12 protein-coding genes are annotated in these 12,345 nt (G+C 40.9%); 9 read left to right on the forward strand and 3 right to left on the reverse strand.

The genetic code is table 11. From position 1 onward, the window contains the following. Position 1 precedes the first annotated feature (1 nt). Positions 2-373: a J-domain-containing protein gene (locus tag ACTWPX_RS08765; protein ID WP_443119397.1), complete on the forward strand. Its 372-nt coding sequence runs from the start codon at positions 2-4 to the stop codon at positions 371-373. Between the two features lie 200 nt (positions 374-573). Then, the gene (locus ACTWPX_RS08770; RefSeq protein WP_443119398.1) at positions 574-1,239 is read left to right on the forward strand and encodes an SOS response-associated peptidase; all 666 of its coding nucleotides are present in this window, start codon (positions 574-576) and stop codon (positions 1,237-1,239) included. 368 nt (positions 1,240-1,607) lie between these two features. Here the strand turns inward: ACTWPX_RS08770 and ACTWPX_RS08775 are convergent, their stop codons facing one another. Beyond that, positions 1,608-2,981: an alanine/glycine:cation symporter family protein gene (locus ACTWPX_RS08775; protein ID WP_443119399.1), complete on the reverse strand. Its 1,374-nt coding sequence runs from the start codon at positions 2,979-2,981 to the stop codon at positions 1,608-1,610. Positions 2,982-3,204: 223 nt separating this feature from the next. Between ACTWPX_RS08775 and ACTWPX_RS08780 the strand changes: the two genes are divergently transcribed. From ACTWPX_RS08780 to ACTWPX_RS08790, 3 genes are read left to right on the forward strand one after another with little or no spacing between them, the layout of a single operon-like run. Then, on the forward strand, positions 3,205-3,672 hold the full coding sequence (locus ACTWPX_RS08780; protein WP_443119400.1) for a low molecular weight protein-tyrosine-phosphatase: 468 nt from the start codon (positions 3,205-3,207) through the stop codon (positions 3,670-3,672). Positions 3,673-3,684: 12 nt separating this feature from the next. Next, a complete protein-coding gene (locus tag ACTWPX_RS08785; protein WP_443119401.1) occupies positions 3,685-4,014 on the forward strand; it encodes a YtxH domain-containing protein in 330 nt (109 codons plus the stop codon). Between the two features lie 22 nt (positions 4,015-4,036). Next, positions 4,037-4,867 carry a YihY/virulence factor BrkB family protein gene (locus ACTWPX_RS08790; protein ID WP_128524113.1) on the forward strand — a complete coding sequence of 277 codons (831 nt, stop codon included), beginning with the start codon at positions 4,037-4,039 and terminating at the stop codon, positions 4,865-4,867. 373 nt (positions 4,868-5,240) lie between these two features. Here ACTWPX_RS08790 and ACTWPX_RS08795 read toward each other — a convergent pair whose 3' ends face one another. Then, positions 5,241-7,157: a heavy metal translocating P-type ATPase gene (locus ACTWPX_RS08795; protein WP_443119402.1), complete on the reverse strand. Its 1,917-nt coding sequence runs from the start codon at positions 7,155-7,157 to the stop codon at positions 5,241-5,243. Between the two features lie 233 nt (positions 7,158-7,390). Between ACTWPX_RS08795 and ACTWPX_RS08800 the strand changes: the two genes are divergently transcribed. Further along, a complete protein-coding gene (locus tag ACTWPX_RS08800; RefSeq protein ID WP_443119403.1) occupies positions 7,391-8,275 on the forward strand; it encodes a transporter substrate-binding domain-containing protein in 885 nt (294 codons plus the stop codon). Positions 8,276-8,285: 10 nt separating this feature from the next. After that, positions 8,286-8,978: an amino acid ABC transporter permease gene (locus ACTWPX_RS08805; RefSeq protein ID WP_443119404.1), complete on the forward strand. Its 693-nt coding sequence runs from the start codon at positions 8,286-8,288 to the stop codon at positions 8,976-8,978. A gap of 379 nt (positions 8,979-9,357) precedes the next feature. Here ACTWPX_RS08805 and ACTWPX_RS08810 read toward each other — a convergent pair whose 3' ends face one another. Beyond that, complete coding sequence (locus ACTWPX_RS08810; RefSeq protein ID WP_443119405.1) at positions 9,358-10,527, reverse strand: MFS transporter; 1,170 nt, start codon at positions 10,525-10,527, stop codon at positions 9,358-9,360. 149 nt (positions 10,528-10,676) lie between these two features. Here ACTWPX_RS08810 and ACTWPX_RS08815 point away from each other — a divergent pair, with 149 nt between their 5' ends. Together ACTWPX_RS08815 and ACTWPX_RS08820 are read left to right on the forward strand one after the other, a co-directional pair. Continuing rightward, positions 10,677-11,069, forward strand: a complete 393-nt coding sequence (locus ACTWPX_RS08815; protein WP_128524104.1) for an OsmC family protein — start codon at positions 10,677-10,679, stop codon at positions 11,067-11,069. Between the two features lie 611 nt (positions 11,070-11,680). Beyond that, entirely contained in the window at positions 11,681-12,292 is a 612-nt protein-coding gene (locus ACTWPX_RS08820) for a YczE/YyaS/YitT family protein (protein WP_443119406.1), read from the forward strand. Positions 12,293-12,345 lie beyond the last annotated feature (53 nt).

A 12,345-nucleotide genomic window follows, 5' to 3' on the forward strand; every position in this document is an offset into this window, starting at 1 on the left:
TATGGAGTACGGCCATCTAATCGAGGAAAAAATCAAAAAGTCAATACAACGGGGAGAGTTCGATGACTTACCTGGAAAAGGGCGTCCCCTACCTAAAGATGAGTTTGCCTATCTTCCTCAAGAACTTCGGAACAGTTACCGGATCTTAAAGAACGCTAATATGCTACCAGAAGAAATGGTGGTTAAAAAAGAAATCTTAGAATTGGAAGAACTCCTTCACGAGGTGAAAGATCCACAATTATCTATGTACTACAAAAAAGAATTCAAAGAAAAGAAGCTGAGATACGATATGATGATGGAAAAGAGAAAATCAAGTGAGTCAGGAGCCTATCGTCAGTATGAAAATAAAATTCACCGTCGTTTCGGTTTCTGACTAATAAATCATTGATTAGGTACGTTTTCAAAGCACAGTTGAAACTGTGTTTTTTATTTAACGAAAAAAGTGACGGGAGCGTTATTCTCTTTATAAAGCCTTATTATTCAGAAGCGAGTCCAGGTTTATACGCTTTTTGCAGGGTAAAGCAGAATATAGAGGGAATGGATAATATAGTAAAGATTAAGGAGGGGTAATAAATGTGTGGACGTTATACATTGCTTGCAGAAGAAGCAGAGATATTGAGAGAATTCGGAATAGGACAGCCGATCAAAGGTTATGAGCCAAGATATAACATTGCACCAGGTCAAAAGGTTTTGTCTGTCATTCATGATGGGCAGCAAAAAAGAGCGGGTTATATGAAATGGGGGCTTGTACCGCGTTGGGCCGACGATCCGAAAATCGGTTATAAAATGATTAATGCTCGAAGTGAAACCGCCCATGAGAAGCCAAGCTTTAAAACATTAATGTCAAGAAAGAGATGCTTAGTCATTGCTGATAGTTTTTATGAGTGGAAAAAAACCAAAAGCGGCAAACTACCCATACGGATATCTCCGAAAGGTAAATCGTTATTCGCATTTGCCGGCCTTTGGGACCGGTGGGAAAAAGAGGGTGAAGATCTCTTTACATGTACGATATTGACTCAGGAAGCAAATGACTTTATGCAGCCGATCCATGATCGCATGCCGGTCATTTTACCTAAACAGAGTCAAGATCATTGGATTGAACCGGTAAAATGGTCCCCTGATGAAGCAAATGGATTTATACAGCAGCTATCCATGCAGGATTTAGAGGGATATGAAGTGAGCGAGTATGTAAGTTCAGCTAAAAATGAAGGGGAAGAATGCATAAGGCCAATAACCTGATGAACTGTATTATGTGGACTTTTATTTGGGTCTTTAGCCCTTCGTAATATTGTTAATATGATTCAAAGCGAGGAGTCTAACACTGGAAATGGATACAAACACCCTGTTACATTTTAAAGACTGGAAGGCTTTATAGAAAATAAGAAACCAGCACCAGTCAATTGAAGAAAGTATGGGGAGCAGTGAAAAACTTATGCGCTTCCCGTTTACATAATTATCGACAGTTGCTTCAAAGAATGAACGTTCTTGAGATGAATGAGAAAAACCCACGGTAGGCTATATCCAGCCCCGTGGGTTTTATTTCATATTGAGTTTCACGGGCATTGTGCGTAACTCATTGAGACGCACAATTCATATCCATTTGAAATTTACCCTGTCTGTCGTTGTTCTTTTTCCTGTTGTCGTTCTTTTTTGGCTACTTTTAAAAATTTATTGGTTTCAGAAGCTACTACACCTGATAAGAGTAATAGTCCAATCAAGTTAGGGAAGGCCATGAGACCGTTCATAACATCAGCGAAAACCCACACTGTATCAAGCTGTGCAATGGAGCCAATCAGAATGAATGCAACGAAAATGATTTTGTAAAGTCCGATACCTCGCTGCTTCGTTATATAACCGAAACATTTCTCTCCATAGTAAGACCATCCGACGATAGTAGAGAAAGCGAAGAAAACCAAACCGATGGTTACAATATACGAACCGATATCGCCTAAGAAAATTTGAAAGGACGTGGAGGTAAGGTCAGCCCCATCCAATCCCCCTTTATATTGTCCAGCCATAACAATGGTTAGTCCAGTCATTGTACAAACGATAATCGTATCAATGAACACTTGCGTCATAGATACCAATGCTTGACGACCGGCATAATCCGTTCTAGCTGCCGCTGCAGCAATTGGCGCTGAACCCAAACCAGCTTCATTGGAGAAGACTCCTCGAGCGACACCGTACCGTATTACTGTACCCAATAAACCGCCTCCGAGAGCACTTGCGGTAAATGCATCATTGAAAATCGTTCCAAATGCGGGTAGAACCATATTGTAGTTAAGTATAAGAATAATAAGAGCACCTATCACATAAAAAATAGCCATTATTGGTACAAAGAAAGCAGTCACTCTTCCAATGCTCTTAATACCGCCTAACAAAACAAGACCAGCTAGTGCTGTCAAGATAATGCCTGTCACCCAAGTCGGGACATTGAAGGTTCCTTCCATGACGTCTGAGACAGAATTCGATTGAACCATGTTCCCGATTCCGAAAGCAGCTACAGCACCGAAGATTGCAAAGAGCATACCAAGCGGCTGCCCCAGCCATCTTGTCTTCAGACCCCGTGATAGATAATACATCGGTCCACCCGACATTTCACCATTTTTGCCTTGAATACGGTATTTCACTGCAAGAACAGCTTCAGCGTATTTAGTAGCCATTCCGAAAACTGCAGTGATCCACATCCAGAAAACGGCTCCAGGCCCACCTAAAACTACTGCGGTTGCTACCCCAGCTATATTACCTGTCCCAATGGTAGCGGCAAGAGCAGTGGTGAGCGCCTGGTAGTGTGAAATGTCTCCTTTTTCTTCTTTCTTCTTCTCTTTTCCTGGTTTAAAAGCAAGCTTAAGCGCATAAGGCAATGTCTTAAATTGAAGAAATCCAAGTCTAAGTGTTAAATACACCCCTGTACCTACTAAGAGTATAAGTAAGACAGGTCCCCAGACAATCCCGCTTAAATAACTGAGAAAATCGTGCATGATCGTCATCCCCCTTTTGGTATTATGTTTTAAAATCGTCCATGTATAAAATATTCCGAAAATTTCAAACAAATGTCAAGGTTATTTCGTACAAACATTAAAAATACGGTTGATATCGACATGAAATGGGAAGATATTCACTATGAACTGGCTAGTTCAGCAGGATTTTTATAGTTTTCATAGAAATTAAAGAGTTAGAAATACTATAAGTGGAGGCAGAAGCATGATACGTGTTTTATTTGTTTGTCTAGGAAATATTTGCCGTTCTCCGATGGCGGAGGCAATTTTCAAGGATTTAGTTAAACAATCTCAACTTGATGGTCGAATTTCGGCAGACTCTGCGGGAATCGGCCATTGGCATACAGGGTCTGATCCTCATGAAGGGACCCGGAAAGTGCTTGAGGCAAAAGGGATTTCTTATGAAGGAATTTCCGCAAGACAAGTGAAAGAAGCGGATTGGGATGACTTCAATTACCTGATAGCTATGGATGATAAAAATATCCAAGACTTGAAAGGCATACGGGAAAAGAATGATGTAGTGGTCGGCAAATTGATGGACTACGTACCATACACAAAAGAAGTGGAAGTACCCGATCCGTATTTCACTGGAAATTTTGATTATGTGTTCGAATTGGTGGAAGAGGGTTGTCAGCGATTACTAGAAAAAATTATACAAGATCACAATCTATGAAGGAGGATGTTTATGGGACAGCAAAATTTGTGGAAGGGTATTTTATTAGGGGCAGCAATCGGAGGAGCCATTGCGCTCATTGATCAAGATACGCGGCGTTATGTAGGAGAGAAGTCCAGGAATGCAGGAGCAACATGCCAAGGTTATGTTAAACATCCATCAGAAGCGATTCACAGCTTAAGAGTATGCTACGACTCTTTTTCCTCTCAACTTAATAAAGGAGTTGAAGATCTTCTTGAATTATTACAGAAGGCTGAGAGTATGCTTAATAAGGTAGGAGAAATCAATCAAGAAGTGAAGCAGCAGCTAGAAGCTGTCGATGATCCAAAAGAGGCTTCTTGATATCAAGAGGTGAAGGAATATCGTGAAGTCCATCATGAATTTCGGCAAAGAGCTGTTCTCCCGTTTTGGTGAAGATGATGTAGGAGGGATGGCAGCTCAACTTGCCTACTTTTTTTTACTATCTTTGTTCCCGTTTATGATATTCCTGCTGACACTGCTTGGCTATTTACATATCGATGAAGAAAGGGTATTGGCTTTCGTTAGTACGTATGCTCCTCCGGATACATTCGATATGATTACAGAAAATGTTTCCTCATTATTACGCAGTGAAAATGGCAGCTTATTGTCCATCGGTCTCATCGGGACTTTATGGGCTGCTTCTAATGGGGTGAATGCCATTATGCGTGCATTTAACCGTGCCCATAATGTGGAAGAGAATCGCCCTTTCCTTATTAATCGTTTTATTGCAATCATTTTGACAGTTGCAATGGTTCTGGTAATAGGGATTGCCTTTTTGTTACCTGTTCTAGGCCATACAATCGGCGTCCATTTGTTCTCCTTTTTTGGGCTTTCGGAAAGTTTCATATCCTTATGGAACGCTATACGCTGGGTGATTTCGTCAATAATTTTTTATATTGTCTTATCGTTTCTATATGTGACAGCTCCAAACAAACGCTTGAAATACAAAGATACTGTGGCCGGTGCAGTATTTGCAACTTTCGGGTGGCAGTTGGTTTCGTTGATGTTCTCTTTTTATGTGAGCAGTTTGGGTAATTTTTCAGCTACGTATGGAAGCTTAGGTGGTGTGATTGTATTGATGATTTGGTTTTATCTATCTGGGGTTGTCATTATCCTGGGAGGAGAAATCAATGCAATGATTCATCACCGCCGTACTAAAAAAACATGGGGATAAATAAAAAAAGAGTCTGGGATAAAAGAATTTTCCCACTAGAAAACCCGAACGAAAAAAATCGTTCGGGTTTTCTTTTTGAAGCAATAAATGTATACGCCGCTCCGGCAACATACTTCGCTATCCGCGGACACGGCCTCAGCTTCGTAAGCAAGCAAAGACAGCTTCCTTCCGGGGGCTTCGCCTCGTGCTCTTCCCGCAGGGAGTCTACGTATGTTGCTACGCTCCATTTGATCGATTCTATCCTACTGTTCGTCTTTTCCAGTGGCAGTTATCGTTGTGTCCCAATTTTATTTTTTATGGTTTGGGAACAGCTTTTGTTTATAGAAATTCATAAATAATACTGATTATTGGATTAAAAACCTTTATTACACGATTACCCTTTTAATAAACGCAACCCATTTAAAATGACCAGTATCGTACTTCCTTCATGTCCGATGACCCCTAAAGGAAGGTCGAGAATCTGCAGAAAGTTACTGACGATTAAAAGCATGATCACAATAATTGAAAAAATAATGTTTTGTTTAATTATGCGATTCATTCGTTTCGAGAGGTATAGGGCATTGGCTATTCTGGGAAGATCGTTCTTCATCAAAACGACATCAGCCGTTTCCAGGGCGACATCCGTTCCTTCCCCCATTGCGATACCAATATCAGATTCAGCGAGTGCAGGAGCGTCGTTAATCCCGTCTCCCACCATTCCTACATGGGAAAAATGTTTTTGCAACAGTTTTATTTCCTTTAGTTTTTGATCAGGCATACATTCACTTATATATTGGTCTAACTCAGCTTCTTCAGCTATGGCTTTTGCTGTTGAGGTAGTATCGCCTGTCAACATGATGGTATAAATCCCCTGTTTCTTGAGTGACTTAATTGCTTGTTTCGTTTCTTCTCTTACCGTATCTTTCAACGCGAAAAGGCCAATCACAACGTCATTTTGTTTCACGAATATAATCGTTTTCCCTTCAGAAGCTAATTGTTCAAATCGTCCATTTTGAAAAGAATCGGCCGCTTCTTTTCCTACAAAGTCTGCTTTTCCGATTTTCCATATTTCATTTTGATAAATTCCTGTCACACCGTTCCCACTGCTGTTTTTTACATTAGTGACTTCCACGGGCTCGATCTCTTTTTGTTTGGCATATTGGACAATTGCCTTAGCTAAAGGATGATTCGACTGTTGTTCAATTGAAGCCACAATCGATAATACGAATTCGGGGGATACATTTTCACTCGTCATATAATCCGTTAATTTCGGCTGACCTTTGGTTAATGTCCCTGTCTTATCAAATGCGATTGCTTCCAGGTGAGACAAATGCTCGAGGTGAACACCACCTTTAAAAAGGATCCCTTGCCGTGCCCCATTTGTAATGGCAGATAATGTAGCCGGCATGATTGAAGCTACGAGTGCACAAGGAGAGGCGACTACTAGAAGGATCATGGCTCGGTAAATCGTCTCCATCCAGCTCCATCCAAATATAAAGTGGGGAAGAATGAGCATGCTTCCGACGATAAACAGCACAACTTTTACGTAAGTACTTTCAAAACGTTCGATGAAAAGCTGAGAAGGAGATTTTTTACTTTGTGCGTTCTGAACCAAAGTAATAATCTTTTGGAAAAGGGTGTCAGAAGCATCTTTTGTGACAGTGACAATGAGACTTCCATCAATATTCATCGTACCTGCAAAAACGTTTCCCTGCTTTTCTTTTGTGACGGGAATGGATTCACCAGTAATGGTGCTCTCATCAATGGAAGAGGTTCCCTTCTCAATGATTCCATCTACAGGGACTCGCTCCCCTGGTTTAATGAGGATGCAATCACCGACTACTAAATGGTTTACCGGGGTCCATTCGTAACTCCCATTTACAATGCGAAACGCTTCTTCAGGCTGTAAACTCATCAGACCAGAAATTTCTTTGTGACTTTTGTTCATTGTATAAGTTTCTAAAGCACCACTTAGAGCAAAGATGAAAATCAAAATAGAACCTTCCGTCCAGTAACCGATGGATGCTGAGCCGATAGCGGCAAGAATCATCAGCATTTCGACATTGAGTGACTTGTCTTTAATCGTTTCTTCTATACCTTCTTTAGCTTTTGCGAACCCTCCAATAATGAAAGCAGAGAGGTAAAGGGGGACAAAAACAGAAGGTGGCCCATAATTCTCACCTATCCACGCAAGCAAAATCAAAACTCCACTAATCAAAGCAGCTATTAACTCAGTGTTTTGTTTATAAGTAAGAAGAAATCCTGGTAACTTAAACCATTCTTCTCTGGATGAAGTACTTGAGTTATCCATATTTATTCTCAACTCCTTCAAGTAATTGATAATGAAAATCACTTTTATTAAGTACAGGCGATCTCAGATTATAATAGTTTTAATATTGTATACATTATTATATTACCACACTATCATGAATAATCAATGGAATCTTTAACCTTGTAAAAATAAGAGCAAGGCAGTTGAAAATACATGTGTTATGTTGCTATATTAGACAAGTGCAAAAAACATTAGGAAGGTGGACATAACCAATGCGCAAAGGTCTTTTATTTATATTCATGCTTATGCTCTCAGCATTTCTTGTTGCTTGCGGATCAAGTGAAAGCAGCGATGAAAGTGCTTCTGATAATAACGGTGGAGAAGAAGCTTCCGATTCAAAGTGGAGTGAAATTCAAGAATCAGGGGAAATCGTCGTCGGTACTTCAGGAACACTTTTTCCTGCCTCTTACTACCCGGAAGACTCAGACCAAATGACCGGCTACGATGTAGAAGTCATGAGAGAAGTCGCTGACCGGCTGAATCTGGAATTAAAGTTTGAAGAATATGGTGTTGATGGGCTGCTGTCAGCAATCAAAAGTGGTCGTATTGATGCAGTGATCAATGATATGGAAGTTACAAAAGATCGCCAGGAACAATTTACGTTCAGTGAACCATATAAGTATTCATATTCAACGATGATTGTCCGTGAGTCTGATCTTTCAGGGATTGAGAAATTGGAAGATCTAGAAGGAAAAACTCATGGAGGGGGAGCCACGACAGTCTTTTCCCGTATTGCTGAACATTTCGGTGCTGAAACGAAAACATACGGAAATGTAACAAATGATGTATATTTGCGTGATGTGGAGAATGGAAATACAGACTTCATAATAAATGACTACTACTTGCAGTCTTTAGCTTTGAAGGCATTGCCAGAACTTGAAGTTAAACTTCATCCTGATTTGAAATTCCATCCTACAAATTCTGCAATCGTTATGCCGAAAGAGGCAGATAAGATGAAAGAAGAAATTGATGCTGTACTTAAAGAAATGAGAGAAGACGGTACATTGACAAAAATTTCTGAAGAATTCTTCGGAGGGAAGGATGCTTCAGAAAAACCTGAAACAGATATCCGTGAACTTGAAGGACTAGACCTGTAAGGGGCTTATTATGTTTGGAATAGAAGTGAACGAAATCCAAATCGAGAAGCTTTTCAATGCTGAGCGTGCCTGGTCTAACTTGCCTTTCATCCTGGAAGGAGTTCCTTTAACGCTCTTTGTGGCCGTTATTGGAATGGCAATCGGGCTTGTACTAGGTTTCTTCTTGGCTCTTGCACGAGGATCGGATCATATTTGGCTCAGATGGCCGGCACGATTTTATATTTCTTTCATGCGGGGGACACCGATTCTTGTTTACTTATTCGTTTTGTATTTCGGCCTCCCGGTCGTCGGCGTTAAAATGCCGGCTACCCTGGCTGCCATCATCGGTTTTGGAACAAATAGTGCTGCTTACATTGCAGAGATCAATCGTGCTTCACTCAACAGTGTTCCTTACGGTCAGTGGGAGTCAGCACGTGCTCTTGGTTTTACTTATTGGAAAACGATAAGAAGAATCATTATGCCCCAAGCGACGAGAATTGCGATTCCTCCGCTGGGAAACGTATTTCTCGACCTATTGAAAGCCACCTCGCTCGCGGCTATGATTTCTGTGCCTGAGATTCTGAACAAAGCACAAATCGCAGCGGGTCGAACAGTGGATTCGATGACAATGTATATCACAGCGGCGCTGATATACTGGCCGCTTACGATGGTTTTTTCAGCATTGCAGGATTATCTGGAAAAAAGATCCAATCGTTATCTTTAATGATCAAAAGCCAGAGCATCCATCGCTCTGGCTTTTGATTGTCTGGAAAATGATAAAAACTGCTAGTGGACTGGGCTTGAAGGCTATGCAGAGAATATTTCAAAGTTTATTCAACCCGGAGGAACATGCATTTAAAGGGAAGAGGTCTATTGCGACAAAGAAGCATCACAACGAGATTCATGATCTTGGTCGAAAAGGTCCTCATGAAAGATATTGAGAATGAAGAAAACTAACTACTTTTCAATTATGGAACAAATGTAAATTTGCTGACTTAAACGTTATCAAAATAAATGAAAGCTGCGGACAGACATCCGCAGCTTTCATTCGTTTATTAGATTAACCATTAACCACATTAGTAGGTGTTAGCTTAGACCCCTGATCATGCCTGTGAAGGCGTAGAAGTGGGCTCTTTTTTATAAGCAGTAGCAAAGAAAACAATAATGAGCAGGGCGACGATAACGTAAAAAAACGACAGATCCGGGAAAATGTCCAGGAAGAATCCTGATAAAAACGGGCCCAATATACTTCCTATACTGAAAGACATTCCACAGAGTATGTTTCCAGCCGGTAAAAGCTCCCTTGGAAGTAAATCTGTCATAAAGGAGATCCCCAGAGAAAATAGTGAACCGACAAATAACCCACCTAATGCGAAAGTGGCAAATAAAGCTGCAATGGAATGTTCAAGGAATGCCGCTAGCAAAAATGCAAGAATGCCTCCTGAAACAACGGTGAGGATCACTTTTTTTCTGCCTATTCTATCACTCAATGATCCAAGTGGTATTTGTGAGAATAAACTAGCTGCAGCAAAGCTAGGGATAATAAGGGATAGAACATTGACCTCATGCCCTATCCGCATGCCATATACAGGGAAGATGCCATGCAATGTCGCTTCTAGAAACCCGTAGGCAAGAGGGGGCAAAAATGCAACCCACGCAATTTGAATGGCCCGTATGAACCTTTTGATTGAACTTGTCCCATAAGCGGTGGTATGGTCTTTTTCAGGAGTTTCGTTCCTAACCCGGAGCATAAATAACCATACGCACATGCTTAAAAGAGAAGAAATCAGAAAGGGTACATACACCCCGTATTCAAGCAAATTGGTCATCAAAGGCCCGATTGTGAATCCGACACTGAAAAACAATCCATAATAGGCGATACTTCTTCCCCGAGAGCTTTTCTCGGCAGTGGCAGTAATCCATGTTTGTGTACCGAAGTGGAGAATTTGATCTCCGATTCCGATGGTGACTCTTAAAATGAACCAAAACCAGAGGGCTTGCCAAAATGGAAAAAGAGCCAATGATATGAAGACTAACGCACCGCCGATCATTATCACAGGTTTATAACCAATCCTTTGAAGTGGTTTTTCCATGAAAGGGGAAGAAAGCAAAATCCCTATGTATAAACCGGTCGCATGTAATCCATTGATGGAGGAAGATACGCCATTCTGTTCGAGAATGACAGCGATCAAAGGCAGAAGCATCCCTTGAGAAAATCCAGAAATGGTCACAAGACCGATCAGAATCCAAAAACGTGTTTTTGTGGATACCATAGAATGACCTCCTGTCTGTCATACTTTCTAATCGTATAGGAAAAGCTGTATTGGGAACAAGTCTTTCTTCCTACAAAATGTTATTTCCATAGCAAAAACGGTTATTATATATGTATGATGCCGTAAACTGTGAAAGGAGTGTGTAAGTAATGGACTTTTATTTGAAAGAAAATGGTGTACGCACATCGTTTGATTATGGACAATTGAACATATCGGGAGATGAATTATTCGGCTTTCGCCCCTATCAACTGATGGTCGCTTCTATAGCTGGCTGTAGTATCGGCGTATTCCGGAAAATTCTCGACAAGCAAAGAGTGGATTATGAAGATATTAAAGTGACTGCAGAGGTCACGAGGAATCCAGAGGAATCAAACCGAATTGAAAAAGTCCATCTTCATTATGTCATAAAAGGATATCATTTAAATCAAGACAAGCTGCTGAAGAATTTAGATATATCACGAAACAATTGCTCGATGGTACAATCGGTCCAAAATAGTATAGATGTCGAAGAAACGCTTGAGTGTATTCAACTAAGCAAGTAAGATAAAGGGAGCCTTATCCAGATTTTTCTTGGGTGAGCGCTCTTTTTTTGTGTCCTAATCTTGACCCATTTAAGCCCCCTTATCAGGAAGACTCAGTTTCGAGACTTTTGTATGCGGGGATGGTGGCTGGGAATACGGATCGCTTTCCCCCTCAAGTAATTTTGAGAAACGCATATCGCAAGGGGCGTTGAGGGAGGGGGAGACTCCTAACTTAAAAGCGGAAGCACCTTCTTCAACAGCGTATGGACGGGACTGAGCTGGAGGAGATAAAGGAAACACGAAGAACAGAGTGATTCGATGTTGACTTATCGTACAGAAGTGAGGGAAGTCTCACTAGCCGTTAGGTGCTGGAGCTGGATAGCACATGTGTAGCAAAATTACTCTCTATAGGAGATGGCAAATATCGGCTAATAAGCGGGAGAAGGAGCTAGGCGAGACCCCACAGGGAGTGCCCACGACTGAGGACGCTCGCAGGAAAGCGACTCCTTCCCCTACGTCCCTAACTTCCTCCAAACATCTCAACATCAAGTCTCAAAGTATCCTGCACGATTGTTGCATAATATTTATTGCTATTTATTAAATACAAACCATAAAGAGAAAAGAGGAGTACGATGAAAAATATAATGATTAAAGCATTTTTTTACATGGTCGGTTTAATTGTCATTTCCCTCGGCATAACACTTACAATCAAATCTGATTTAGGAGCAGGTGCGTGGGACGCTGTAAATGTCGGTCTCACAGAACACGTCGGTTTGACGGTAGGATCGTGGGTCATCATTATCGGTGCTTTACTTATTTTGACAAACGCTGTCATTGCAAAAGAAAAGCCGGATTTACTGGCTGTGATGACGATTTTAATCATTGGAAAGTTCATTGACTTCTGGATGCTTACTGTGTTTGATACTTTGCAACTGAATACAGTGTGGACCCAACTTTCTGTGCTTGTTGGTGGCATCATTATTATAGCATTTGGTGTTTCATTATATTTACAACCGAAGTTTTCATTGAATCCTGTTGATGGCTTTATGGTCGCTTTACAAAAAAGATTCGGTCTCAGTTTGACGAAAGCAAAGACTTTGACAGAAGCTTTCGCACTTGTTCTGGCCATAGCTCTCGGAGGGCCGATTGGGATTGGTACGGTTATTATTCTGGTCTTGATCGGACCGTTCATTCAATTTTTTGATGGGAAAGCGAATCATGTTATGAATAAAATGCTTTCCTAGAAAACATGTATAGTCTGGGCCATTTTTCGCAAGATAAGAAAAAATGAAAGGTG

The sequence above is a fragment of the Halobacillus sp. H74 genome, from assembly GCF_052246715.1.
Lineage (GTDB): Bacteria > Bacillota > Bacilli > Bacillales > Halobacillaceae > Halobacillus > Halobacillus litoralis_A.